The following is a 26,033-nucleotide window of genomic DNA, read 5'->3' on the forward strand; positions in this document are numbered from 1 at the left end:
AGGTTCCGGCCGAAGGCCCGCCGGAATGACGGCTGGAACGGCTCAGGATGCTCATTGCCGGACCTCGTTGACGGCTTGCTCGTAGTTCACGGCCACGCCGGACGGGTGCGCGCCCAGGTAGCGCTGCTGTGCGGCGGCCGTGGTGAAGGGCAGGTAGGTGTCACCGTCGCGGACCCACAGGGCCTTGTCGGCGAACCAGCGGGTGCCGAGTTCGGCATCGGGCACATAGGCGGCGCGGATCGACTTGCCCTGGGCGCGAGCGGCTTTCACGGCGCGCAGCAGGCTGGTCGGGTCCGAGGCGGGCTGGGTCTTGTCGGCCCCGGTGAACCAGATCTCGCCCGCCAGCGCCGGATTGTCGGCGGCCTTGCCGCTCACCGGGTCGGTGCCCTTGACCGGTGCGGGGTTGGCATTGACGGCCAGTTCCGCGTCGTAGTTCGCGCCGCGTTCCTTGAACGCCGCCTGCAACGCGGTCGAATCGACGAACTTGTCGATATCCAGATCCGCGAAGTCGCCGATCGACTTCAGGTACGCCACATCGGCTTTGAAGGCATCGATGAGCTTGGGCTTCAGCGTGGTGTCGAAGGAGGTTCCGCCCGGCCCGTTGTAGAGGTACACCACCTCTTGAGCGAGACCGGCGTTCTCGGCGACGACCCGCGCCGCTTCCAGGGGCTGCTGGTGGATGAAGTCGGTGGCGTCCAGCTGGGCTTGCAGGAACGCATTCAGCACCTCCGGATGCTGTTTCGCGTAGTCGCGGCGGGTCACCACGCCGTGGAAGGTGGGGACGTTCAGTTCGGCCCCGTCGTAGAGCAGCTTGGCCTTGTTCTGGAAGACCAGCAGCCCGGGCCAGGCCACGAACTGCGAAAGCGCCGCCACCTGACCGGATTCCAGCGCGGACGCGCCGATCTGCGGCTGCTGGTTGAGCACTTCGACGCCGGTCTTGGGGTCGAGGCCGGCGCGGGTCAGCGCCTGCACCAGGGTGCCGTGCCCGGCGGAGCCGACCGAGGCCGAAACCTTCTGCCCGGCCAGATCGTTCAGCGATTGCGCCTTGGAATCCGGCGACACCACCACCATGTTCAGCGCGCCCTTGGGGTTGTACCCGGTGACCGAGACGAACTCGGTCTTGGCGCGCTCGTTGGCCTGGGTGCGGGAGCCGTTGATGAGCAGCGGATAATCGCCCATCGAGCCGATGTCGATCTTCTCGGCCACCATCTGCGCGGTGATGGGCGCGCCGGTGTCGTAGTCCTGCCACTCCACCTGGTACTTGGCCCCGCCGCCGTCGGTCAGCTTGTTCAGCCGGGTTTCCAGGAATCCCTTGGCCTTCAACAGGGTTCCCGCGGTGACGGTATTGATCGTCTTGGACTGGTAGCCGATGACGACCTTGACGGTGTCACCGTTGCCGCCCGACTGCTGCTCCAGGGAGCAGCCTGCGGCGGAGAGGGCGAGGGTGGCGGCCAGGGCCACCGTGGCGAGGCGGGCGGGGCGGTACTTCATGGGGATTCCTAGCGAAGGGTGTTCAGCGGAGCAGATAGGGCATGTTGACGGTGACCGCGCCGGTGGGACAGCGCGCCGCGCACGGCCCGCAGTACCAGCACTCGTCGACGTGCATGTATGCCTTGCCGTTGTCGGGGTTGATCGCCAGCGAATCGAGCGGGCAGATCTCCACGCACAGGGTGCAGCCCTGAATACACAGGGATTCGTCGATGGTCACCGGGACATCGGCCCGCTGGTTGACCAGAGCCATCAGGTCAGCCTCCAATCGGTACGTTCCGGCGGCCGGGTCAGGCTGCCGCGCATGGTGATCCGGTCGCCGCGCATCCGGATGTATTCGAGATCGACCGGGCGGCCGTCCTCGAGCTTGGTGAGCCGTTCGAGCAGCAGCAGCGCGCCGCCCTCGGGCATGTGCAGGGTGGAGGCCGAGTGGGCGTCGGCGGTGATGGCCTCCAGGGCCAGGTCCGCGGAGCCGAGCGGGCCGCCGCTGATCTCCTCGATGAGCGCGAAGACGTCATTGGATTCGAGATCGCGGGTGATGACCTCGGCGCCGATGTCCGGGACCAGATAGGTGAGGTCCAGGCTCAGCGGCAGGTCGCCGAACCAGCGCAGGCGCTCGATGTAGACGGCCTGCGCGCCGGGGTCGAGGCGCAGTTTGCGGGCGACGGCGAGCGGCGGGACGACGAGCTGCACGGTGCGCACCTCGTTGTGGACCTCGCCGTGGCCGCGCAGGGTTTCCTTGAGTCCGAGCAGGGCGTCGAGGCCGTGGTCGTATTTGCGCCGGGCGACGTGGGTGCCGATCTTGGGGGCGCGTTCGATGAGGCCCTCGTCCTTCAACAGGGCCAGCGCATCGCGGACCGTATTGCGGGACACCGCGAATTCGGCGGTGAGTTCCGCCTCGGACGGCAGCGCGTCCTCGAACGCGCCGGCATGGATCTGCTGGCGCAGCACGTCCGCCACCTGACGGGCGCGGTCGGCGCGGCGCACGGGGCCGCGCAGTGGGATCGGTTCCGGCGACACCCTCAGCTCCTTTCGCCTTTGACCTGCGAGTTCAGAACTGTAAGGGCACCGTTGGGGGCCAGCCGGGCCCTCACTTGCGGTACATCATGGGGTGTGAAGTTATGCGCCGCTCGGCGAGCGTCCCGGCCTGGCGAAACGGCGCGGATTCCAGGTATTGCGCCACCTGCCCGACCAGGGCCCGGCTTGGAATCACACTGATCGGAATGCGTGTGCCGGACCGGGCGCCGGAGTGAGCTGGTGCGGTACGGCGCTGTCTCGAGATGTGAGAACGCGGAGTGTCGTCGGTCACGTTCCGGCGCGTCGCGGACCGCGGTTCGATGCGTCATCAAAAGTTAACTGGCGCAAAGATTTCGGCAGGAGGCGCAGCACCCCGGAGGGTTTCCCGTCACACCCCCTCGAAATGCCCGGGCGGCCGGGAGGTTCGCGTTCGCCTTCCGTTCCCCCTGAGCGGAATGCTAATTTGATCCCATGTCTTCCAGTCGCCCCACCGCCGCACGGGTCACCTATGTGACCGTCGCGCTGGGTGTGCGGCTGCCGCGGCAACGGGAACTGTGTTGTCCCTGCCGTCGCGCAGCCGAGTACTGACCCCGATTCGCTCGAATCCGGGCTCTTCGCTGCATCGCTGATTTCTTCATGTAGGCATTCGTCCCGTTAGCCGACGGGACCGCAGCAAGGACTCCGAATATGTCCAGTCCCACGATCGAACGATCGCAGAATTCGACCGTCGCCACCGCGCGCCTGGCTCCCGCCCGGCCCGCCGTGCCGCCGGAATTGCGCATTACCGACAACCCCGCGGCCGCCGTGCTGCGCGCCGCGGCGCGCGGGCCGATCTTCCGCGATGTGGCCGCGCAGACCACCGGCCTGAGTATCGCCACCGTGAATCGTCAAGTGTCCGCGCTGCTTTCGGCCGGGCTGCTGCGCGAGCGGGCCGATCTGACCGCGTCCGGCGCGGTCGGCCGGCCGCGCGTGCCGTTCGAGGTCGATACCGATTCCTATGTCACGCTCGGCGTGCACATCGGGTCCACCGTGACCCGCATCGTGGCCGCCGATCTGTCCGGCCGGATTCTCGGCGGACTCGAAATCGCCACTCCGCAAACGGGTCAGGACGCGGCGCTGACCATAGTGGCGCGGAGCGCGAAGGCGTTCCTGGATCGGTTGCCGCGCCGCAAGCCGCTGTGGACCGGGGTCGCGATCGCCGGACGCGTAGATCCGTCCGCCGGTGTGGTCGATCATCCGCGCCTGGGCTGGACGGCCGCGCCGGTGGCCGCCGTGTTCAGCAGCGTGCTCGATCAGCCGGTTTCGGTGTCGGCGCACGTGGAGGCGATGGCGGCCTCGGAACTGCTGCTCGGTCGCGAGCCCGGTGAGGAGACCCGTCCGGGCAGCAGCCTCTACATCTACGCTCGCGAAACCGCCGGTGTGGCAGTGACTTTGCACGATCGCGTGCACACTCCCGCCAACGGCCCCGGCTCGATCGCCCACCTGCCCACCGGCTCGGACGTCGATTGCACCTGCGGCCGGCGCGGCTGCTTGGAAGCCACCATCGGTGAGCGTTTCCTGCTGGAGCGCGCCGTCCGCAAGGGCGTGCTCCCCAAGCCGGAGGCCCCCCGCCGCCCGGTCGTCACGGATCTCTACCGCGCCGCCGACACCGGCAACGCCGCGGCCCGCGACCTGCTCATCGAACGCGCCGAAATCCTCGGCCGCACCGCCGCTCTCGTCCGGGACATGTTCAACCCCGACCGAGTAGTCCTCGGCGGCCAGGCTTTCACCGGCTGGCGCCCCGGAATGGAGCGCGTCGCCAAGGCTTTCAACGAGTCGACCACCCTCCCGGCAGCCGACCTCCGCATCAGCCGCTTCGGTGGGCGGGTGCAGGAATTCGCCGCCGCGGTCACCTCGCTGAGCGTCTTCTACGCCGACCCGCTCTCGGCCATGCGCCGGGCCACTCGTACCGCGAGGTAAGAGGATTGTGGGGGCAAGCCCCCACACCCCCGAAGGAATTGAAGGTTTGGGGACTGAGCCCCCGAACCCCCGAAGTAGGAATAGTCCCCCGCCGGACCTGTCCGGCGGGGGATTTCGCTATTCCGGGCGGTGGCGGACGTTGACGATCACCGGGTTGCCGAACAGGGTGTCGTGGCGGAAGTGGGTGAAGCCGAGGCGGTCCGCTACCCGCTGGGAGCGGACGTTGTGGGGGCGGATCATCGCGGTGATGTAGGGGACGTTCAGGGCTTCGAAGCCCCAGGGCAGGAAGGTCTTCGCGGCTTCGGTGGCGTAGCCGTTGCCCCAGGCGGAGGCGCGGAAGGTCCAGGCGGCTTCCACCTCGTCGAACTGTTCCCAGTAGTTGAGGCCGGCGCGGCCGAGGAAGGTTCCGTCGGTGCGGGATTCGACCACGAATTGGCCGTGGCCGCGGTCCTGCCACTGTTTTTCCATGCCGGTCAGGCGCTCGGTGGCCGATTCGCGGGTGTAGGTGCCGATGAATTCGGTGATGGCGGAGTCGGCGTGCAGGTCCAGCCAGAGTTGGATATCGGATTCGGCGGCGGTCCAGGGGCGCAGGCGGAGACGCTCGGTTTCCAGAACGGTCACCGTATCGACGGTACGCGCGCCGGCGGTCCGGCGGTGGGTGGTTGGGGGCCGGGTCCGGATGGTCCACTATCCGGGCCCGGCCCTCCCGCATGTGCGCGAGGCCCTGCGCGACATGCGGGGTTCCCGTCGCCGCCGGTGGAGTCCCCTTCCCCGGCGGGCGGCGGGAAGTATCAGGCGGCGCGGGTTTGCTGGTGCAGGCCCCATTCGCGGGCCAGGAGGCGGTGCGAGGTCAGGCGGTCGGCGTGGTCGAAAGTGACGCTGGTGACCACGATTTCGTCGGCGCCGGTCAGTTGTTGCAGGGCGCGGAGGCGTTCGGCGACCGTCGCGGGAGAGCCGACGAACTGGGTGGTTACGCGGTCGTCTACCAGGCGGCGCTGGGTGTCGGAGAGCGGTGGGGCGGTGGCGGGGTCGAGGTATTCGGCGGCGCCGGCGCCGCTGCGGATGCTGTAGACCCAGTGGCCGTAGCTGGAGGCCAGGTGCTGGGCGGTGGCATCGTCCTCGGCGACCACCACGTCGGCGGAGACCACCAGGTAGGGGCGGGGGCGCGCGGCGGTGGGGCGGAAGGCGGCGCGGTACGCCTCGACCGTTTCCACGATGGTGCCCGGGGAGACGTGGTAGTTGGCGGCGAACGGGAGACCGAGTTCGCCTGCCAGCTGGGCGCTTTCGCCGCCGCTGCTGCCGAACAACCACAATTGCAGGTCGGCGCCCTCACCGGGGACGGCGCGCAATTCCACGCCCTCCTCGGTGATGTAATTGCCTTCCAGCAGGGCTTTGATCTGATGGACCTGCTCGGTGTAGTCGTGCGGCTGCGCGCCCGGCAGGTGCAGCGCTTCCAAACCCGCCGCGATCCGCGTGTAATCGAGCAACTGGCCCGGATTGAACGGCGGCGGAATGACCACGCCGTCCCGCACCTCGGTGGTGGCGCGCGGCGGGGCGGGCACCGGCGGCACACCGGCGGAACGCAATTGGTTACCGCGATGACCGGAACGCCCCAGCCCCAGATCCAGCCGCCCCGGGTACAGCGCGTCGATGGTGCCGAACGCTTCCACCACCGAAATGGAGGTGTGATGGCCGAGCTGCACCGCGGCGGAACCGACGCGAATGGATTCGGTGGCCGCCGCGATCAAGCCGATCAGCGTGGTCGGCGTCGAGCTCGCCACCCGCACGAAATGATGCTCGGCGACCCAATACCGCTGGTAACCCCAGCGTTCGGCGTGCTGCGCCAGGTCGATGGTGTTCCGCAGCGCCTGCGCCGCGGTGGATCCGGCGCTGATCGGAGACAGATCCAGTACCGACAGTGGGATGGTCATGCGCTGTGCTCCTTCCGCGGATCCTTCTCGCCCGCCGTGACCGAGAACGGCAGCCGGTTGTCACTCGGCGCGACCGGGCAGGTGGCGTAATCGGTGAAGGCGCAGGGCAGATTGAGCGCACGGTTGAAATCGAGCGTCACCACGCCGTCGGCATCGGGCGTCGGCAGGTCCAGACGGCGCGCGCCACCATAGGTGGTGCTGCCGCTGGTGCCGTCGGTGAACAGAACGTGCAGTCCGAAGCTGGGGCTGCCGAACACGATCAGCTGCCGCTGCACGCCGTTGATCTCGAAGGTGACGGTGCCGGCCGCGCTGTGATGGTGTTCCAGCCCTTCGACCACCGCGCCGGTGGTGACGGTGCGCGCCTCCTCGAAAGCCTCGTACCGACCGCTCACCACCCATTGCGGATTGGCCTGGTACACCGGGATTTCGGTGAAGGCGGCCAGCGTCGGCGCGGCGGGATCGTGAATGCGCAGCGCGAACTGCCCGGTGCGCCGGATCACCTCGATGGCGCGCTCACCCGTCCGGATCTCCAGGCCGGGCTTGCCCTCGCCGGGCGTGAGCACGACCGAGCCGATCAGCTCCGCGCCCTCCAGCCGCAGCGCCGCACCGGCATCGCCGACGGCATCCGGATCGACGGTGAGATAGACGTTCTCGCCGTCGGCCCGCCAGCGCCCGGGCACGCCGTCGAACGTCTCGTCGGTCTCGCTCAACCAGTGCAATCCGGTCAAGCTCAGCCAGCCCAGCGGTTGCCGCGCCCAGTTCTCGCGCTCGGTGCGCCAGGTCGCCCACTGCTGATCGAATTCGGTGACGGTAGCGGTCATGATGCGCGTACTCCTTCGGTGCCGTGGTGGGGGTGGCGCAGACCGAGATGGTCGCGCAGGGTGCTGCCGGTGTACTCGGTGCGGAAGCTGCCGAGTTCCTGGAGTTCGGGGATCACCTTGTCGACGAATTCGTCGAAGCCGGTGGGGGTGAGGTGCGGGACGAGCACGAAACCGTCGGCGGCGTCGCTCTGCACGTAATGGTCGATCTCGGCCGCGACCTGGCGCGGGGTGCCCACGAACTGCTGGCGGGCGGTGGTGGCGATGATGAGGTCGCGGATCGAGAGGTTTTCGGCTGCGGCCTTGGCCCGCCAGGCGTCGGCGATGGCGCGCGGATCCTTGGCGTGCCGGACCCGGCCGCGCGTGATGTTCACGTTCTCGACCGGATCGATATCGGGCAGCGGTCCGTCCGGGTCGTATCCGGAAAGGTCACGGCCCCAGACCTGTTCGAGGAACGCGATCGCGGTCTGCGGGGAAACCTGCTGGCGGCGAATGATTCTCGCGTTCTCCGCGGCTTCCTCGGCGGTATCGCCCAGCACGAACCCGGCGGCGGGCAGGATCTTCAGGTCGTCGCGATTTCGCCCGTACTTGGCGAGCCGGTCCTTCACATCGGTGTAGAACCGCTTCCCGTCCTCCAGCTCACCGTGCGCGCTGAAGATGACATCGGCCTTGGCGGCGGCGAACTCCCGGCCCTCGTCGGAGTCCCCGGCCTGGATCTGCACCGGATACCCCTGCGGGCTGCGCGGCACCCCGAACTCGCCCTCGATGGTGAACTGCTCGCTCTCGAACCGCACGGTCGGCGCGGGCCGGCCGAACACGCCCCGTTCCCGATCCACCACCAGCTCGCCCCGGCTGTCCCACAGCGCCCGGGTGGCCTCGACCACCTCGTTGGCGCGGGTGTACCGCTTGGCGTGCTCCAGATAGCCGCCGCGCCGGAAGTTCTCGCCGGTGAACGCGTCCGAGGAGGTGACGGCGTTCCAGGCCGCCCGGCCGCCGGACAGGTGATCCAGCGAGGCGAACTGCTTGGCCAGCTCGTACGGTTCGTTGAAGGTGGTGTTGATGGTGCCCGCCAAGCCGAGCCGCGTGGTGACGGCGGCGAGCGCGTTCAGCACCGTGAAGGTGTCCGGGCGGCCGACCACGTCCAGATCGTGGATCCGGCCCAGATGCTCGCGCAGCCGCAGGCCTTCGGCGAGGAAGAAGAAGTCGAACAGTCCGCGTTCGGCGGTGCGCGCCAAGTGCACGAACGAGTCGAAGTCGATCTGGCTGCCCGACTCCGGAACCGTCCACACCGTGTGGTGGTTGACGCCCGGGAAGTGCGCCGCGAGGTGTACCTGCTTGCGTATGCGATGGTCCGGCATGGTTTTCCCTCCTCAGGAACGGGCGTAGCGATTGACGGGACGGGGCAGGCCGAGGCGTTCGCGCAGGGTGGGGTGGTCGGCCGGGAGCGCGGACAGCGGGGCGATATCGGGCAGCTGCGGCAGCAGCGCGGGCAGGGCCAGCGGGCGCAGCACCACGCCGTCGGCGGCATAGCCGTCGCTCACCTCGGTCAGCAGTGCGCGCAGTTCACCGGCGGTGCCGATGTGGAACACGCTGTCCGGGGCATTGTTCGGCGTCCATTCCTCCAGCTGCGCCACCTCGGCGGCGGCCTGCTCCGCGGTGGCGGCCAGGTGGATGTCGATATCCAGCAGGATGCGCACCCGGTCGGGATCGCGTCCGGCGTCGGCCACCGCCTTGCGGATTTCGCGGCGGTAGGCCGCGGCGGTGTCGAGGCCGCGGGAGTTGATCCGGATCAGGTCGGCGTATTGGGCCGCCACCGCGGCACTGTGCGAATCGGCGGCGCGCACCGCCACCAGCGGCTGTCCCTGCGGCGACCGCGGCGTGATCGAGGGGCCCTTGACCGAGAAGTTGTCGCCCGCGAAATCGATGTAGTGCAGCTTGTCCCGATCGATGAACCGCCCGGTGGGGATATCGCGGATCTCGGCGTCGTCCTCCCAGCTGTCCCACAGCCGCGCCACCACCTCGGCGGCTTCCGCGGCCTCGTGCCAGCGCGACGCCGCGTCCTGTTCGTCCTTGCGCCCGAAGAGTTTCGACTCGCCGGTCGAGACGGTGACTTCCCAGCCCGCGCGGCCGAAGCTGGCGAAGTCCACGCTCGCGATCGCCTTCGACAGGTGGAAGGGCTCGGTGTGAGTGACCGACGCCTGCGGGATCAGTCCGATGCGGCGGGTGACGGCGGCGACGCGCGCCGCGATGGCGACCGCGTCCAGGCGGCCCGGCGTGCCCGCCTGCACCACGAAAGAGTCCGGCAGGAAAGCGAAGTCGACGCCCGCGTCGTCGGCGGCGTGCACGGCATCGGCCCAATATCCCGCGGTGAACAGCTCCTCGGCCCGCGAATCGGCGCGCCGCCAGGAGGCGGGATGCGTTCCGGTGCCGGACAATTCCAGCCCAAGCAGCAGGGTGCGGTCGGACATCACGCGGTCCTTTCCAGAGCGACGGGAGCTTCCGGGCGATCGGCCGTACGGTGTCCGACCGGGACCGCCGCCAGCAGCTCGCGGGTGTATTCGTGCTTCGGATCCTCGAAAAGCCGAGCGGTGGGCGCGGTTTCGACAATCCGCCCCTGCCGCATCACCGCCACCCGGTCGGCCAGGCGGCGCACCACGGCGAGGTCATGAGAAATGAACAGGTAGGCCAGATTCCGCTCCGCCCGCAGCCGTTCCAGCAGCTCCAGAATCTGCGCCTGCACCGAGACATCCAGTGCCGACACCGGTTCGTCCAGCACCAGCAGATCCGGATGCAGTGCCAGCGCCCGCGCGATCGCCACCCGCTGCCGCTGCCCGCCCGACAATTCGGCGGGCCGCCGGTCGGCGTACTCCTTCGGCAGCGCCACCTGCTCCAGCAGTTCGGCCACGGTGTCGCGGCGGCTCGCGCGACTACCGATCCCGAACGCCTGCAACGGTTCCGCCACGATCCGCCCGATCGTCAGCTTCGGATTCAGCGACACGTACGGGTTCTGATAAACCACCTGAATCCGCCGCCGCAACTCCCGCAGCTTCGACCCGCGCAGCGCGGTGATATCCACCCCGTCGAAGGTGATGGTCCCCGCATCGGCCTCCGCCAGCCGCGCGAGGATCCGCGCGGTGGTCGACTTCCCGGACCCGGATTCGCCCACCACGGCCAAGGTTTCGCCCCGCCCGACCTCCAGCGCGACATCGTCCACCGCCGTGAGCGTGAAGTCCCGGCTGATCCGGAACGACTTCCGCAGGCCGGTAGCGACCAGCAGCGGCGAGCGCGCGGCATCTCCCACGGCCGGCGGCGCAGCGTCCCCGGCTGTCGCGGCGACGAGCTCCCCCGCGTTACCGGGGATCGCCGAGCCGTCGCCCACACGACGGCGGCCCGCCACCGAATCCCCGGGGAGAGCGGGCACCGCGCGCTCACCGTCATGGGCGGCCGCCACGCGCCCGCTCCTCGCCGTCTCGGCGGAATTCCCGGCAGCAGCGGAGTTCAGCGCTCCCAGCCCGGGAGCGGCCTCGATCAGCCGGCGGGTGTATTCGTGCTGGGGATCGGTGAGCAGGGTTGCGGCCGGGCCGGATTCGACGATGCGGCCCTGTTTCATCACCACGATGCGGTCGGCGCGTTCGGCGGCCACCGCGAGGTCGTGGGTGATGAGCAGGACCGCGGTGCCGGATTCGGCGGTGCGGCGGGCCAGGTGGTCGAGGATGCGGCGCTGGACGGTGACGTCGAGGGCGCTGGTGGGTTCGTCGGCGATGACGAGTTCGGGGGTGCAGGCCAGGGCGATGCCGATGAGGACGCGCTGGCGCTGGCCGCCGGAGAGGTCCTGGGGGTATTGGCGGGCGCGCAGTTCGGGGCGGTCGAGGCCCGCCTCCTCCAGGATGCGGACGGCTTCGGCAGCGGCGGTGCGCTTGTCGGCGCGGCCGTGGATGCGCAGCACCTCCGCGACCTGATCGCCGATGCGCAGCACCGGATTCAAGGAGGTGCCCGGGTCCTGCGGGACCAGGCCGATGCGCGCACCGCGCAGGGTTTGCAGCGTCCGCCGCGCGGCGCGGTCGATGCGATCGCCCGCGAAGGTGATCTCGCCCGCGGTGATCACGCCGCCATTGAGCAGGCCGATCACCGCGTGCGCGAGCGTGGACTTGCCGGAACCGGATTCGCCCACCAGCGCGACGGTCTCGCCGCGTTCGACGTGCAGGCCGACGCCGTCGACCGCGGCGGTGACCCCGGTGCTGCCCCGGTATTCGACGTGCAGCCCTTCGACTTTCAGCAGCGGTTCGGTCATCGCGCGTTGTCCTTGTGCAGAGCGCGAGCGATGCGCTGGGTGGACAGCACCAGGGCGACGATCACGAGGCCCGGCAGGGTGGTCAGCCACCACGCGGTGGCGAGATAGTTGCGGCCCTCGGAGATCAGCGTCCCCCACTCCGGGGTGGGCGGGACCGCGCCGTAGCCGAGGAAGCTCAGCGACGCGACGGCCAGCACCGAGACGCCGAAGTCGACGGTGGCGAGCGCGGCGACCGGTCCGTAGGCATTGCGCAGCACGTGCCGGAACAGCACGGTGTGCCAGCGCACGCCCGCGGCGAAAGCGGCCTCCACATAGGGCGCGCTCCGCACCCGCAACACCTCGGACCGCATCACCCGCGCGAACCGCGCGATCAGCGAAACACCCACGGCGATGGCCACATTGCGCGTCCCGAGCCCCAGCACCGTGATCAGCGCCAGCGAGGTCAGCAGTTCCGGAATCGACAGCAGCACATCGATCACCCGGCTGATGGCGGTGTCGACGATCCCGCCCGCCATCCCGGCGACCAGCCCGATCAGACTGCCCACCACGAGCCCGAGCAGCACCGCGAACACCGTCGCGGTCAGCGACAGCGCCGCTCCGTGCACGATGCGCGTGTACAGATCCCGGCCGAGATTGTCGGTCCCGAACCAGTGTTCGCCGCTCGGCCCCCGCAGTTTCTGCGCGGGCACCCCGGCCAGCGGATCCCGTCCCGCGAACACCGACGGCACCAGCGCCCACCCGAGCACCAGCAGCACGACCAGCCCGGCCGCCGCCAACCCCAGATTCGCGCGCACCCACCGCACCGCCTGCCGCAGCGGAACCACCGGCAGCGCAGGCGATTCGCGCAGCGCGACCGCGTCAGCCACGGCTCGCCCCGGCGACCGCGTCCGCGGCGCCCTCGTCGCTCCAGCAGGTTTTCAGCTGGATGCCCCGCGGTGCGCCGGGCTGTGGTTCCCGGTCCGCGGCACCCGCGTCCTTCCACCGCGCATCCGACTGGATTCCATCCGGTGCGCCGGGAATCTCCGACGGCGGCGGCGTGGCGGGAGCCGCCGCCACCCGCGCGGTTTCGTCCGGCTCGGCATTCCACAGCGCCAGGCCCGGGTCGACCAGCGCGTGCGACAGCAGCAGGGTGCGCGAGCGCGGGCCCGAGGTGCGCAGGGTGGCGCGCAGGCCGCGCAGGAAGCGGTGGGTGAGGTCAGGCATGGGCGCGCTCCTTGGTCGAGACACTGTGGGCGACACGGGGATCGAGCAGGGGAAGGACCAGATCGACGAAGAGGGTGACGGTCACGAAGGCGAGGGCGGCGAAGGTGACGACGCCTTGGACGATCGGAATGTCCTGGTGCAGCACGGCTTCCTGGGTGAGGCGGCCGATGCCGTTGCGGGAGAACACCGTCTCCACCACCACGGAACCGGCCAGCACGGTGCCGACCCAGAGCCCGGAAACCGTCAGCGCCGCACCGGAAGCCGGGCGCAGCACGTGCCGCAGCTGCACCCACCAGCGGGACGCGCCCTTGGCGAAGGCGACCTCCACGAACGGCTGCCGCCAGGTGGTGATCAGGCTGGAGTACAGCACCTGGGCGATGACCGCGCCGACCGGAATGGCCAGGGTGATGGCGGGCAGCAGGGTGGCGGTGAAGCCGCTGCCGCCGAACGCCGGCACCAGGCGCAGCCGGAACGAGAAGACTTGCAGCAGTAGCAATCCCACCCAGAAAGTGGGTGCGGACGCGCCCAGCGGCGGCAGCGCGGTGAGCAGTCCGCGCAGCCAGCCGCGTTCGGTGTAGGCGGCGGCCACCGCCAGCGCCGTGCCGCCGGCCACCGCGAAGAGCATGGCCAGCGAGGCCAGCGCCAGGGTGGTGGGCAGCGCGTCGCCGAGCGCCCCGGTGACCGATTGCCCGGTGCCGATGGAATGCCCGAGGTCGCCGCGCACCGCGTGCGTGAGCGCCGTCCAATACTGCTGCACCAGTGGCTGATCCAGCCCGTACCGCGCCCGCATCTCGGCGATGGCGGCGGCATCGACGCGGGTGCCGGTGGTGGCGTCACCGGCCGCGATCTCCACCGGATCGGCGGGCAGCAGGTAGAGCACCACGAAGGACAGCGTGAACGCCGCCCACAGCACGCCGACCGCTTGCGCCACCCGTCCGATCACATACCGCCGCATGGGTTTACCGCTTCAGCCAGGTGTCGTGGAAGACCAGGCGGGCGGAGGCGTCGAACTTCACGCCCGCCGCGGCCGGCGCGACGCCGATCGCCTGCGACAGTTCCAGGGTGGGGATCAACAGGCCCTGGTCGATGACGGCGCGCTGGACCTCGCCGAGGATCTTGCTGCGGGCCGCGGCGTCCGTGGTCGAAAGCTGCTGCGCCAGTAGCACATCGATCTGGTCGGCCGCGGCACGGACATTCAGGTTGCGCTGCTCGAACGAGAAGGAGTTCCGCAGGATATCGCCATCGGCCCGGCTCAGATTGCCGTAGTTGGAGTCGAAGTCCTTGTTGTTCTGCCGCGTCGTCCACTCCGCCACCGACACCGGCTCCAGCTTCAATTCCACGCCGACGGCGCGCAGCTGCTGCTGGGCGAGTTCCAGAATGGCCTGGTTGGCGGCGAACACCGGCGCGAACACCACGCCGAAGGACAGCCGCTGCCCGTCCTTGACCCGGATGCCGTCGCCGCCCGGCACCCAGCCCGCCTGGTCCAGGAGCTGCTTGGAAGCGGCCGCGTCGTACTTCACCCGCGCGGACAGATCCAGGTAGCCCGGGGTCCGCGAGGCCAGCGCGCTGGTGGCGGTCTTGAACTGCGGACCCAGCACGGTGTCCACCAGTTCCTTGCGGTTCAGGGCGGTGATCAGCGCCGACCGCACCGCCGGATCACGCAGCGGCCCGCGAGTCACATTGGGCTGAAAGCCGAACGGAATGCCGGGGTTGGAGGTGAACTGCACTCGCCCGCCGGATGCCTCGATCTGCGCGACATCCTGCGGCAGCGCGTCACTGATGGCGTCCAGCTGCCCGGAGGACAGCGAACCGGTGCGCACGCCCGCCTCCGGCACCACCGTGAACACGATCTTGTCGAGGTAGGCGTCACCCCGGTGATCCTGCAATGCGGATCCCCAGTTGTACCCGGCGCGCTTCACCAGCGTGGCCGAGGCGTTCTGCTTGTACTCCGCGTAGGTGAACGGGCCGGTGCCGATATTGCTCCCCAAGCACCGTTCGTCGGCCGACTTGGCCACCGTCGCCTCGGACTGGATACCCAGCTGCGGCGTCGAAGTGGCCTGCAGGAACTGCGCGTTCGGCTCCGAGAAGTCCACCTTCAAGGTGCGGGCGTCGAGCACCGTCCCGCCGGTGTACCCGGCCAGGTAGCCGGAGGCGAGCGGCGCCTTCACCCCGCCGATGGCCACCACGGAGTCGAAGTTCTTCTTCACCACTTCGGGCGTCAGCGGCGTGCCGTCGCTGAAGGTGACGCCTTCCTTCAACCGGAAGGTGAAGGTCCTGGCGTCCTGGCTGACCGTCCACTGATCGGCCAGCCACGGCCGCAGCTCCCCGGAGTCGGGGTCCTGGTCCAGCAGCGAGTCCACGATCTGCCGGGTCACGTAGATGGTCTGATTGGTCTGCCCCTGCACCGGATCCGAGCAGGTCGGGGCGACCGACAGGCCGTAGCGCAAGGTTCCGCCCGACTGCGGCGGACCGTCGGCGGCGGTGCTGCCGCCGTCCCCGCCACCGCAGGCGGCGACGGACAGGGTGGCGGCCAGGACGCCGGCGAGTGCGAGCGGACGCTTGCCGGCCGTCGCGGGGGACTTCGCCGTGGGGAACTTCATCGAATGACTCCGGAGGGGTAACGATCGGCTCCGAGCGGACGGCTCGGAATGCGCTGCCGCAGTTCGGCGGCGACTTCTGACTGGAAGAGTTCGAGGCTTTCGCGATGCTGTTTCTCGGTGCGGCCGTCACCGTCGGCGCCCAGATGCACGACTTCGTGACCGAAGCGCTCGTGGTAGCGGGACAGCTTGTCCAGCACCTGCTGGGGACTGCCGATGAGCGCGGAGGAGCGCTCGGCGAAATCCTCGACGCTGTCGAACACGAGGGGCACGTTGAACTTCCGCGCCACCGCCTGCCGCGCCTCGAAGATCGGGCGGTAGGCGTCCAGCGCCTCCTGCGAGTCCCGGGTCACCAGGAACCCGGCGGTGCCCGCGCCCACCAGCGCCTCCGCCGGATCGTGCCCGTACTCGGCCCAGCGCTCGCGATAGTGGTCGATCAGCTCCGCGTACGGCTCGATCGGATTGGTGACATTGGCCGAGAACAGCGGATCACCGTGCTGCGCCGCGTAATCCGCCGATTCCCGGCTGGTGGCGCTGCCGTGCCAGATGCGCAGCCGCGGCTGCAACGGCCGGGGCAGCGCCTTGGCCTCGGTGAGCGACGGCCGGAACCGGCCCTCCCAGGTGACGCTGTCGCTGTCCCACAGCTTCCGGAACAGTTCGTAGCCTTCGCGATTGCGGTCCCACTGATCGTCGGTGGTGACATGGAACAGCTGGGCCTGCGCCGCGCCGTTGCCCTTGCCGATAATGATCTCCAGCCGCCCGTCGGACAGATTGTCCAGCGTCGAGTAGTCCTCGAAGGCGCGCACCGGATCCAGCAGGCTCAAGGTGGTGACGCCGGTGAACAGCGCGATGCGCGAGGTGACGGCGGCGATATGGCTGAGCACCACCGGCGGCGCGGCCGAGATGAACGGATCCTCGTGCCGCTCGCCCACCGCGAAGCCGTCGTAACCGAGTTCTTCGGCGGTCCTGGCGCTCTCCACCACCCGGCGCAGGCGCTGCCGGGGCGATTCGGTGGCGCCGGTGATCGGGTCCGGTACGTGCGTGATCAGGGTCAGCAGTAGGAATTTCACGGCTCAGCCCTTCTTCTTCGGGAGACCGGGCGGGTTGATGCGCGATTCCTTCACGGTCTCGCTGCCCAGCCCCCAGCGGTCGATGACCTTCTGGTAAATGCCGTTGTCGATGGCGTACTGCACGGCCTGCTGAACCGCCTTGATCAGGCCGTTGTCCTTGCGGGTCAGCACCCCGATCTCGGCTTGCAGGGCGTCGCCCGCGCCGGAGAAGGTGGCGACCACCTTGGTCTGGCCCGCCGTGGCGGAGTGATAGCGCGCCGACGGGTTCGGGCCCAGGTAACCGTCCAGCCGGCCCGAGGACAGGGCCAGGTAGTAGTCGGTCACCTGCTGGTAGTAGGCGATGTCGATCTTGGGCAGGCCCTCGGCCACATTGGCGTCGTTCCAGGCCACCAGCAGCTGTTCCTGATTGGTGCCGGAGCCGACCCCGATCTTCTTGCCCGCCAGCGACTTCCGGTCGCTGTAGTTCCAGGACGCGTCCTTGGGCACTTCCAGCGCCACGGTGTCCTGGCGGTAGGTGGCGAAGTCGTACTTCTCCTTGCGCTCCTCGGTGACGGTCACATTGGAGATGAAGGCGTCCACCTCGCCGGAATCGACCTTCACGAAGTTCTGCGCCCAGTCCGCCACGCGCGCATCCAGTTTCAAGCCCAGGATGTCGGCGATGACGGTGGCGAAATCGATCTCGGAACCGACCACGGTGCGATCGTCGGTGGCGTAGAAGCGCAGCGGCGGCGCGGCGCCGGCGGGGCCGGTCACGAGCAGCGAGCCGCGATCGCGAATGGCCTGCGGCACCTGCGCGGCAATGGCATCGACCTTGGCGGCGTGCACCCGGCCGGTCTGCTCCGGCGACAGGTCGTAGGCGATGCCGTTCGCGGTCCGGGTCCGCTCGTCACCGCCGGAGCCATTGCCGCAGGCGCCGGTGAGCAGGCTCAGCGCGGTGAGCGCGGCCAGTGCGGTGACCCGCCTGCGACGACTGGTCAGGGACATGAAACGGTTCCTCACTTGTTCGGGCGGACGGGCTCAGAGCGCGTGCGCGAGAAAGGCTTTGGTGCGCTCGTGCGCCGGGGCGTCGAAGACCTGCGCGGGCGGGCCCGCCTCGACGACGCGGCCCGCGTCCAGCAGCACCACGGTGTCGGCGACCTCGCGGGCGAAACCCAGTTCGTGGGTGACGATCACCAGGGTGGAACCGGCCCGGGCCAGATCACGGATGACGTCGAGGACCTCGCCGACCAGTTCGGGGTCGAGGGCGGAGGTGGGTTCGTCGAACAACACCACCTCCGGCCTCAGGGCGAGCGCCCGCGCGATGGCGACGCGCTGCTGCTGACCGCCGGACAGGCGTCTCGGATACTCGTCGGCCTTGTCCGCCAACCCGACTCGCGCCAGCAGTTCCCGGGCCTCGGCCCGCGCTTCGGCCTTGGGCCGGCCCTGCGACGCCACCGGCGCGAGCGCCACGTTCTCCAGCACGGTGAGATGCGGGAAGAGATTGAAGTTCTGGAAGACGAAGCCGATGCGCGAACGCTGCCGCAGGCTCTCGCGCTCGGACAGTTCGTGCAGCTTGTCGCCCTTGCGGCGGTAGCCGACCAGTTCACCGGCCACCCGGATGGAACCGGCGTCCACCTTCTCCAGATGGTTGATGGTGCGCAGCAGCGTGGATTTCCCGGAGCCGGACGGGCCGAGGATCACCGTCACCTCGCCGGGCCGCACCGCCAGATCGATGCCCGCCAGCACTTCGGTGCCGCCGAACGACTTGCGCACGCCGCGCAGCCGGATCGCGTACTCGCTCATCGCACGTGCCCCTTCGCGAAGTGCCGTTCGATGTAGTGCTGCACGATGCTCAGGGCGGTGGTGAGCACGATGTACCAGACCGTGGCGACCATGAGCAGCGGGACCACCCGGCCATTGCGGCCGAAGATCACCTGCACCTGGTAGAAGAGTTCGGCGATGGCCATGGTGGAGACGATGGAGGTGCCCTTGAACAGGGAGATCACCTCATTGGCGGCGTTCGGCAGGATGCCGCGCATGGCTTGCGGGGCGATCACCGTGAAGAACTGCCGGCGCCAGGGCAGGCCCAGCGATTTCGCCGCCTCCCACTGCCCCTGATCCACCGAGATGATGCCCGCGCGGATGATCTCCGCCGAATACGCGGCCTGATGCAGCGCGAGGCCGATGACGGCGGCGGTGAAACCGCCTATGACGCCATTGGTTTCGAAGGTCACGAACTCCGTGCCGAACGGAATCCCCAGCGACAGCGTCTTGTACAGGTAGGCCAGATTGAACCAGAACAGCAGCTGCACGATCAGCGGAATCGAGCGGAACGCCCAGATGTAGGTCCACGAAATGGCCTGCAGCACCGGGTTCTTCGACAGCCGGCCGATGGCCAGCCAGATCCCGATGAAGAAGCCCAGCAGGGTCCCCCACACCGTCAGCTCGATGGTCACCTTCAACGCGCTCAGCACCGACGCGGCGGTGATGTACTGCGCGAAGGTGGACCAGTCCCAGCCCGGATTGGTGATCAGGCCGTGCGCGAACTGCGCCACCAGCAGCAGGGCGATCCCGCCGGTCACCCACCGCCACGGATGGCGCTTGCGGGCCACGGTGAGGACGGCGTCGTCGTCCTCGGCCGCTTCCGCACGCTCGGGAGGTGCCGCCAGAATGCTCACCCGAACGACCATACGAAGGTGAGTGGCGGCGGTCACCGATCCGGATCAGCATGAATTCAATAGGGGCGCAAGGGATTTCCCGAATCCTTCCGGAAAACACGGCGAGCTCGCCCGGTCGTGGCGAACCGGGCGAGCTCGTGGGTACCGACGAGAGTACGTCTGGAATTCCAGCACCGCGCGGGGCGCTAGGACAGGGTTCGGCTCACCCCGATCGCATTGCGCGCGAGCAGCAATGCCGGGAGCAGGGCCAGGGCCATGACGCCCACCGCCCAGCCGTAGGTGCCGCGGAAGGCGTCGGCCAGGCCGTCGGCCAGGGCGGCGTGCTGCTGCGGGGTGCCGGCGCGCACCGAGTCCAGGGTCGCACCGGCTTCGCGGACCAGCGCCGTGCTCAGCAGCACCGAGACCGCCGCCGCGCCGATCGAGGCCGACACCTGCTGCACGATATTGATGGCGGTGGTGGCCGCCGGGATATCGGCCGGGGGCAGGCCGCGGGAGGCGGTGGCGACGGTCGGCATGATGGTCGCGCCCACGCCGATGCCCATGAGCACCCCGGCCGCGGCGATCCGCCAGTATTCGGTATCGGCTTGGATCTGCGTGGTCATGGCCAGGAATCCGGTTGCGGCGGTGACGATTCCGGTGAGCACGATGCGGCCCGGCGGAATCCGGTCGGCCAGGCGGCCGGCGATCTGCATGGTCAGGCCGGTGGCGAGCACCTGCGGAATGCCGTACCCGCCCGCCTCGGTGGCCGACGCGCCGCGCACCACCTGCCAGTACAGCGGGCCGAGCAGCATGGAGCCGAAGTACGCGCCGCTGAACAGGGTGAGAGTCAGCACGCCGGAACGGAATTGGCGGTGCGCGAACAGGGCCGGATCGATGAGGGGATGGTCGGAGCGCAGGGCCCGCACCACGAAACCGGCGATCAGGGCGAGGCCCGCGAGGGTGGGCAGCAGGGTGGCCGAGGTGGTGAAGTCGGCGCGCTCGCCGCCGGTGGCCACGCCGTAGATGAGAGCGGCCAGGCCGGGCGAGAGCATCAGCAGGCCAGGAACGTCCAGGGCGCGGCCGGGCTGCGGGGTATCGGTGCGCAGCACCCGGTACGCACCGCACAGGGCGACCGCGGCGATCGGGAGGTTGATGAAGAAGATCCAGCGCCAGGAAGCGTGATCGACCAGCCAGCCGCCCAGCACCGGACCGGCCAGCGGGCCGATCAGGACCGGGATGCCCATGATGGCCATGGTGCGGCCCAGCCGGGCCGGGTCCGAGGCCCGCATCATGATGGCCATACCGACCGGCACGATCATGCCGCCGCCCAGCCCCTGCACCACGCGGAAGGCGATGAGCGACTCCGCGTTCCAAGCCAGCCCCGCCAGCAGGGAACCGGCGGCGAACAGGGCGATGGCGGTCAGGTAAAGGCGTTTCGCGCCGAATCTGCCCATGGCCCAGGCGGTTACCGGAATGACGGTGGCCAGGGCCAGGGTGTAGCCGGTGGCGACCCAGGCGATGGTGGCGAGCGGGGCGTCGAACGCGCCGGTCAGGCGTTCGAGGGCGACATTGATGATGGTGGTGTCGAGCACGGTCATGATCGACGCCAGGATCACCACCGTCGCGGTGGCGGCCAGGGCGGGAGCCGGGGTGGACCCGGTGGCGGCCCGGGCCGGAGCGAGTGTGGCGTTCATGGGGATTGACGTTATGGACGGGCGGGGTGCGGTCGCCTCTGTCGAATTACCTGGTTTGCCGGGTCGGTAGCGGGCGGGGTGCGGGGTCCGGCGGAACCCCGGTCATTCGACAGAGGCGAGGCGGCGCGGGCGGTCCCTAGCTTCGAATCGGACGGCCGCACCGGCGCCGTCGATTCCCAGCGAATTTCCGTGGAGGTACGCCATGTCCGCAGCACCGTTGCAGCTCGCCGTGATCGTCGCCAGCACCCGGGAGGGCCGCTTCGGCCCGACCGTCGCCCAGTGGCTGGCCGGCCGCGCCTCCACCCACGGCGATCTGACCATCGATCTGATCGACCTGGCGGCGCACCCGGTTTCGACCGTGCTCGGCACCACCCCGGATCCGGCCATGGCCGATCTCACCGCGCGGCTGGCGGCCGCCGATGCCTTCGTGGTCGTGACCCCCGAGTACAACCACAGCTACCCGGCCGCGCTGAAGGCCGTCATCGACTGGCATTACGACCAGTGGCAGGCCAAGCCGGTCGGCTTCGTCTCTTACGGCGGACTGTCCGGCGGCACCCGCGCGGTCGAACATCTGCGACCCGTCTTCGCCGAAGTACACGCCACCACCGTCCGGCACACGGTCAGCTTCCACAATTGCTGGGACAAGTTCGACGCCGACGGCGCGGCCCTCGACCCGATGGCCGATGCCGCCGCCAAGACCATGCTCGACCAGTTGAGCTGGTGGGGTCACGCCCTGCGCACCGCCCGCGAAACCACCCCCTACACCCGCTGAACCCGCCCCGACCGGGGCTGTTTCACCCGCCCGCACCCGCAAAAGCGCCGGTCAACCGTCCAGTAAGGTGGATTCACGTGTTCTACGGTCGCACCGCGGAGATCGCCGCCCTCGACGATTTGCTCACCCGCGTGACCACCGGCCGCGCGGGCATCGCCGTACTCCGCGGCGAAGCCGGAATCGGAAAGTCCGCGCTCCTCACCCACACCGCCGAGACCGCGGCGAAGTTCCGGATCGACAGCGCCGCAGCCGAGACCGCCGGGCGCGACCGGCCGACCGGACCCCCACCGAACGTCGACCGCACCGGGTCGGGTGGGGCGGCCGCGGGTTCCTGGGCGCGGCGGGGCCCGGTCAGCGGATTCCGGGTATTGCGGGTGACCGGCACGGAGGCCGAGTCCGCGCTGCCGTACGCGGGACTGCATCTGCTGTTCGGGAAGGCACGGCGCGAGCTCGACGCCCTGCCCGCCGCCCAGGCCGACGCCTTGCGCGCGGCGCTGGATTCCGGTGCGGGCGTGGGCAATCCGTTCCTGGTCAGCGCGGCCACCCTCACCCTGCTCGCCGACCTGGCCGAAGCCCAGCCGCTGCTGTGCCTGATCGACGACGCGCAATGGGTGGACCGCGCCTCCCTCGACGCCCTGCTGTTCGCCGCCCGCCGGCTCGACGCCGAACCCATCGCCCTGATCTTCGCCGTCCGCGACGACCACCTGCCCGAACTCCAGCAGCTCGACGCCCGCGAACTCTTCCTCACCGGCCTCGCCACCCCCGACGCCGAAACCCTCCTCACCACCCACCATCCGGACCTCACCCCCGCCACCGCGCACTGGATCGTCCGCGAATCCCACGGCAACCCCCTCGCCCTCCAGGTACTGCCCACCCTCCAGCGCTCGGGAGACATGTACGAATCCCCTTACCACCACTCCCCCACCCCCACCCGCATCCAGCGCGCTTTCACCGACCAGATCGCCCGCCTAACCCCCGAAGTCCGCGACCTCCTCCTGATCGCCGCCGCCGACAGCAGCGGCGAAGCGGCCGTAATCCGCACCGCCGCATCCCTTCTCACCCACACCCGGGAGGCCACCGACGCCGGACAGGTGGGGGCGGCGGAATTGGCGGCGGAGCGTGCCGGCTTGCTGCGATTGGAGGGGGATCGGATCCTGTTCCGGCATCCGTTGATTCGGGCTGCGGCTTATCAGGGGGCGAGTGCGGCGGAGCGGCGGGCGGCGCATCGGGCGCTGGCGGGGGCGTTCGCTGATAGTTGTGATGACCGGCGCGCTTGGCATTTGGCCGCGGCGGCCACCGGGGCGGACGAGGCAGCTGCGGGCGCGCTGGAGCAGGCCGCGGTGTGCGCGCGAGGGCGTGGCGGGTTGCGGGAGACCTCCGCGGCTTATGAGCGGGCGGCGGTGTTGAGTCCAGCGGCGGCGGATAGCAGCAGGCGGGCAGGGGCGGCGGCGCAGGCGGCCGCCGATGCCGGGGATCTGGATCGCGCTGCGGCACTGGTGGAATCGGCTATCGCGGCGTTGCCGCAGGAGTACGAGCAGGCGCACTCGGATTCCGCGCAGGCGGCTGCCGGGCGGGAATCGGGTGGGGCGGATGCGTCCTCGGTGGCGTTCGCGACCGGATCCGATCCGGCGACGCTCGGGTTGCCGGCCGAGAGCGGGCTGTTCGCGCGATTGGTTTCGCTGCGGGCCACGATCGAACGGGATCAGGATCGGCCGCGGACCGCGTATCGGTCGCTCACCTCGGCGGCGGTGGCCACGGCCGGAACGGAGCCGGAGACGGCGAGCTTGCTGCTGTTTCAAGCCGCCGAATCCGCTTGGGCCGCGGGTGATCTCGATGCGGTCCGGCGGGCGGCGGCATTGACGGAGCAGTTGGAGCTGCCGCGTGGGGAACGGATCGCGGCGCTCGTGGATTTGCTGGACGCGCTGAATCTGGAACCGGGAAGCCAGGATCGCGGCGCGGCGGCGGTGCGTGAACTGCTCGCGGGGCTCAGCCCGAATCGACTGCGGGAGCGCGCGCAGGTCGTGCATTGGCAACTGCTGCTGGGTGATCAGCACGCGGCCCGTGAGCTGGCCGCGGCGCTGGAGGACGACTGCCGCCGGGACGGCGCGCTCGGGGTGCTGGCCCTGACGCTGTGGCTGCGGGCGCGCATCGAGATCCTGCTCGGCAATCTCGCCCAAGCCGAGGCCGCCGCGACGGAGGGGCTGCGACTGGCCGGCGACATCGGACAGCGCAACCTGCACGACAGATATGCCGCCGCACTGGCCCATCTGGCGGCCTTGCGGGGCGAGGAAACTGCCTGCCGTGAACTGACTTCCGCACCGCTGGCGCACGGCATCGCGCCCGCCAGCGTGCATGCCGACGCCGCGCTGGGGCTGCTGGAGCTCGGGCTGGGCCGTCCCGAAGCGGCCTTCGATCGGTATCTGACCATGCTGGCGAGCGCCAACCGCCACGGCGCGACCGCCAGCCTGCCGGACCTCATCGAAGCCGCGCATCGCATCGGCCGCACCGCCGACGCCCGGCCCGCGCTGGACAGTTACACCGCCTGGGCCGAGCGGGCCCGTCATCCGTGGGCGCTGGCCGTCGCCCATCGCTGCCACGCGCTCCTCGCCGACGGCGACTCCCCCGGCTGGTGGCCGTCCGGCACCGGACCGGACACCGCCGGCACACCGGCCGAACAGCATTTCCGGGCCGCTCTCGAACTCCATTACGGAACAGCGGAATACACCTTCGAGCGCGCCCGCACCGAACTCCTCTACGGTGAATGGCTGCGCCGCGAACAGCGCCGTGCCGACGCCCGCCGCCATTTGCGCGCGGCCATGGAATCGTTCGAACGTCTCGATGCCCGCCCGTGGGCCGAGCGCGCCCGCGCGGAACTGCGCGCCACCGGCGAAACCCGCACGGCCGCACCGGCCGCCGACGTGCTCACCACACTGACGCCGCAGGAATTGCAAAGCGTGCAATTGGCGGCGGAGGGCCTGTCCAACAAGGATATTGCCGCGCGCCTGTTCCTGAGTCCCCGCACGGTGGGTTATCACCTGTCGAACGCGTACCCGAAACTCGGCATCAGCTCACGCCGCGAACTCGCCGCCTTCCGCGATCTCACGGCCGCCCACTGACCATTCCGGTCAGGCGGTCGCTTCGCCGATTCGCTGCGGCTCGGGGATTTCCAGCGCGCGAAATCCGCTGCGGTGGAACACCAAAGGCTCGGAATCGGGATGCACGGTCAACCGGTGCACCCGGAGCAGCACCACCGCGTGATCCCCGGCCGGCACCTGCGCGTGCACCGAGGTCTCCAGCCAGGCGGTGGCCCCGGTCAGGAAGGCCGCATTGCCGTTTCCGGTACGCAGCTCGATATCCCGGAACCGGTCGCCGACCCGCGAACTCAGCGAGCGGGCCGCGCCTTCCTGCCCGGAGCCGAGCAGGCTGAGCCCGAGCCGGCTCGCCTGTTCCAGCCGCGGCCAGGTCTCGGAGGTGTACTGGATGCAGATGGAAACCAGCGGCGGATCCAGCGATACCGGGGTGAAGGTGCTCACCACCAGCCCGTGCGGTACGCCGCCGATGCGGGCGCAGACCGCCACCACCCCGCTGGGGAAGTGTCCGAAGGTGCGGCGCAGATCCGCGCCGTCGACCGGTGTGAGTGCGGCGTCGGCGCCGTGAATCGAGGTCAGCTCGCCCATCACCCCAGTTCAGCAGGATGAGATGGGCGGCAACAGGTTTGGGCTCAGCCGGATCGGAAGAAACGCGAGCGCCCCCGCCCGGCAATGCCGGACGGGGGCTGTGTCCCGCCGAAAAGGCTGTGGAGAAACTTACTTCTGCAGGGACGGCTGGTTGATGGTCACGAAGTAGTTGTACGCCGCGGCGATCGCGACCGGGGCGGTGATGAAGATCTGACCGGCCAGGGTGCCCAGGAAGCCGACCGCGGCGGCGCCGGCGACGCAACCCGCGATGGGGCCCGCGCCGAACAGGGTCAGCAGCGCGCCGGTGGCGACGACGCCGAGCACGGCGCCCGCGACACAGCCGATGGCCGCGCCGCCGATGGCGCCGGTCAGGGTGGCGACGGTGGCGCCCATGGAGATGGTGTCCACCATGCGCTTCCAGGCGGCCTGCTCACGGTCGTAGTCCGACTTGAACGGGGCCTGGTTCTCGAACGGCAGGTTGACCGGCTTGTAGACCGCGTGCTGCTCGTCGAGCTGCGGGGTCAGGGTGGCGGCGTGGCCGGCGATCTCGGCGGCGATCGGGAACTCGAAATCGTCGACGCGGAACGAGAGTCCGGTGGCGGCGACGGTGGTGCCGTTGGCGGCCTTGATCTTGAAGGCGCCGTCCTCGACGACCATGTCGCCGTCGGTCCGGATGACCATGACGCCGGTCTCCGGGTTGGTGGTGGCGGCGTAGTTGATGACGCCGTTGTCCTGCGCGGCAGGAGCGGCGCCGGCGGAGCCCGCGGTAACGCCCAGGGCGGCGATCACGAGCGCCGCGGTGGCAGCGAATTTCTTCGAAAGCATTTGTCGGTATTTCCTCATCAGGCGGTCCGCAGGGGGAACGTGGAGATCAAATCGA

The 26,033-nt window shown here is 69.7% G+C and carries 23 protein-coding genes; 3 read left to right on the forward strand and 20 right to left on the reverse strand.

Annotation, left to right across the window (positions count from 1 at the left end; translation table 11 throughout):
• Positions 1-51: 51 nt before the first annotated feature.
• From LTV02_RS30210 to LTV02_RS30220, 3 genes are read right to left on the reverse strand one after another with little or no spacing between them, the layout of a single operon-like run.
• Positions 52-1,491, reverse strand: a complete 1,440-nt coding sequence (locus LTV02_RS30210) for an ABC transporter substrate-binding protein (RefSeq protein ID WP_233035179.1) — start codon at positions 1,489-1,491, stop codon at positions 52-54.
• A gap of 22 nt (positions 1,492-1,513) precedes the next feature.
• Entirely contained in the window at positions 1,514-1,741 is a 228-nt protein-coding gene (locus tag LTV02_RS30215) for a 4Fe-4S dicluster domain-containing protein (RefSeq protein WP_040744775.1), read from the reverse strand.
• Positions 1,741-2,514: a GntR family transcriptional regulator gene (locus tag LTV02_RS30220; protein ID WP_408639431.1), complete on the reverse strand. Its 774-nt coding sequence runs from the start codon at positions 2,512-2,514 to the stop codon at positions 1,741-1,743. Before LTV02_RS30220 ends, LTV02_RS30215 begins: the two co-directional genes overlap by 1 nt.
• A gap of 678 nt (positions 2,515-3,192) precedes the next feature.
• On the opposite strand from LTV02_RS30220, the gene LTV02_RS30225 reads away from it, so the two are divergent.
• Positions 3,193-4,464 carry an ROK family protein gene (locus LTV02_RS30225; protein ID WP_233035181.1) on the forward strand — a complete coding sequence of 424 codons (1,272 nt, stop codon included), beginning with the start codon at positions 3,193-3,195 and terminating at the stop codon, positions 4,462-4,464.
• Between the two features lie 117 nt (positions 4,465-4,581).
• Here the strand turns inward: LTV02_RS30225 and LTV02_RS30230 are convergent, their stop codons facing one another.
• From LTV02_RS30230 to LTV02_RS30300, 15 genes are all read right to left on the reverse strand, one after another.
• Positions 4,582-5,085, reverse strand: coding sequence for a GNAT family N-acetyltransferase (locus LTV02_RS30230; RefSeq protein WP_233035182.1), 504 nt, complete (start codon positions 5,083-5,085; stop codon positions 4,582-4,584).
• Between the two features lie 170 nt (positions 5,086-5,255).
• On the reverse strand, positions 5,256-6,395 hold the full coding sequence (locus LTV02_RS30235; RefSeq protein WP_067721065.1) for an LLM class flavin-dependent oxidoreductase: 1,140 nt from the start codon (positions 6,393-6,395) through the stop codon (positions 5,256-5,258).
• The gene (locus LTV02_RS30240) at positions 6,392-7,216 is read right to left on the reverse strand and encodes a DUF1684 domain-containing protein (RefSeq protein ID WP_233035183.1); all 825 of its coding nucleotides are present in this window, start codon (positions 7,214-7,216) and stop codon (positions 6,392-6,394) included. The genes LTV02_RS30235 and LTV02_RS30240 overlap by 4 nt, the downstream gene beginning before the upstream one ends.
• Complete coding sequence (locus LTV02_RS30245; protein WP_233035184.1) at positions 7,213-8,571, reverse strand: NtaA/DmoA family FMN-dependent monooxygenase; 1,359 nt, start codon at positions 8,569-8,571, stop codon at positions 7,213-7,215. Before LTV02_RS30245 ends, LTV02_RS30240 begins: the two co-directional genes overlap by 4 nt.
• A 12-nt stretch (positions 8,572-8,583) precedes the next feature.
• Positions 8,584-9,681, reverse strand: coding sequence for an LLM class flavin-dependent oxidoreductase (locus LTV02_RS30250; RefSeq protein WP_233035185.1), 1,098 nt, complete (start codon positions 9,679-9,681; stop codon positions 8,584-8,586).
• Complete coding sequence (locus LTV02_RS30255; protein WP_233035186.1) at positions 9,681-11,504, reverse strand: dipeptide ABC transporter ATP-binding protein; 1,824 nt, start codon at positions 11,502-11,504, stop codon at positions 9,681-9,683. The genes LTV02_RS30250 and LTV02_RS30255 overlap by 1 nt, the downstream gene beginning before the upstream one ends.
• A complete protein-coding gene (locus tag LTV02_RS30260; RefSeq protein ID WP_408639273.1) occupies positions 11,501-12,370 on the reverse strand; it encodes an ABC transporter permease in 870 nt (289 codons plus the stop codon). The genes LTV02_RS30255 and LTV02_RS30260 overlap by 4 nt, the downstream gene beginning before the upstream one ends.
• On the reverse strand, positions 12,363-12,707 hold the full coding sequence (locus LTV02_RS30265) for a hypothetical protein (RefSeq protein WP_233035187.1): 345 nt from the start codon (positions 12,705-12,707) through the stop codon (positions 12,363-12,365). The genes LTV02_RS30260 and LTV02_RS30265 overlap by 8 nt, the downstream gene beginning before the upstream one ends.
• Positions 12,700-13,662, reverse strand: coding sequence for an ABC transporter permease (locus tag LTV02_RS30270; protein ID WP_233035188.1), 963 nt, complete (start codon positions 13,660-13,662; stop codon positions 12,700-12,702). Before LTV02_RS30270 ends, LTV02_RS30265 begins: the two co-directional genes overlap by 8 nt.
• Before the next feature lie 4 nt (positions 13,663-13,666).
• Positions 13,667-15,307, reverse strand: coding sequence for an ABC transporter substrate-binding protein (locus tag LTV02_RS30275; RefSeq protein ID WP_233035189.1), 1,641 nt, complete (start codon positions 15,305-15,307; stop codon positions 13,667-13,669).
• Entirely contained in the window at positions 15,304-16,374 is a 1,071-nt protein-coding gene (locus tag LTV02_RS30280) for an LLM class flavin-dependent oxidoreductase (protein ID WP_233035190.1), read from the reverse strand. Before LTV02_RS30280 ends, LTV02_RS30275 begins: the two co-directional genes overlap by 4 nt.
• A gap of 3 nt (positions 16,375-16,377) precedes the next feature.
• Positions 16,378-17,358 (reverse strand): ABC transporter substrate-binding protein, encoded by a 981-nt coding sequence (locus LTV02_RS30285; protein ID WP_233035191.1) that lies wholly within the window; start codon positions 17,356-17,358, stop codon positions 16,378-16,380.
• A 33-nt stretch (positions 17,359-17,391) separates the two neighbouring features.
• Positions 17,392-18,156, reverse strand: a complete 765-nt coding sequence (locus LTV02_RS30290; RefSeq protein WP_233035192.1) for an amino acid ABC transporter ATP-binding protein — start codon at positions 18,154-18,156, stop codon at positions 17,392-17,394.
• Positions 18,153-19,043: an amino acid ABC transporter permease gene (locus LTV02_RS30295; protein ID WP_408639274.1), complete on the reverse strand. Its 891-nt coding sequence runs from the start codon at positions 19,041-19,043 to the stop codon at positions 18,153-18,155. Before LTV02_RS30295 ends, LTV02_RS30290 begins: the two co-directional genes overlap by 4 nt.
• Positions 19,044-19,216: 173 nt before the next feature.
• Complete coding sequence (locus LTV02_RS30300; protein WP_233035193.1) at positions 19,217-20,704, reverse strand: DHA2 family efflux MFS transporter permease subunit; 1,488 nt, start codon at positions 20,702-20,704, stop codon at positions 19,217-19,219.
• A 202-nt stretch (positions 20,705-20,906) separates the two neighbouring features.
• On the opposite strand from LTV02_RS30300, the gene LTV02_RS30305 reads away from it, so the two are divergent.
• Complete coding sequence (locus LTV02_RS30305; protein WP_233035194.1) at positions 20,907-21,476, forward strand: NADPH-dependent FMN reductase; 570 nt, start codon at positions 20,907-20,909, stop codon at positions 21,474-21,476.
• A gap of 77 nt (positions 21,477-21,553) precedes the next feature.
• Positions 21,554-24,592, forward strand: coding sequence for a helix-turn-helix transcriptional regulator (locus LTV02_RS30310; RefSeq protein WP_233035195.1), 3,039 nt, complete (start codon positions 21,554-21,556; stop codon positions 24,590-24,592).
• A 9-nt stretch (positions 24,593-24,601) separates the two neighbouring features.
• Here the strand turns inward: LTV02_RS30310 and LTV02_RS30315 are convergent, their stop codons facing one another.
• Positions 24,602-25,153, reverse strand: coding sequence for a flavin reductase family protein (locus LTV02_RS30315; RefSeq protein ID WP_233035196.1), 552 nt, complete (start codon positions 25,151-25,153; stop codon positions 24,602-24,604).
• Between the two features lie 129 nt (positions 25,154-25,282).
• Positions 25,283-25,978 (reverse strand): hypothetical protein, encoded by a 696-nt coding sequence (locus LTV02_RS30320; RefSeq protein WP_233035197.1) that lies wholly within the window; start codon positions 25,976-25,978, stop codon positions 25,283-25,285.
• Positions 25,979-26,033 lie beyond the last annotated feature (55 nt).

The organism is Nocardia yamanashiensis, assembly GCF_021183565.1.
Classification (GTDB): Bacteria; Actinomycetota; Actinomycetes; order Mycobacteriales; family Mycobacteriaceae; genus Nocardia; species Nocardia yamanashiensis.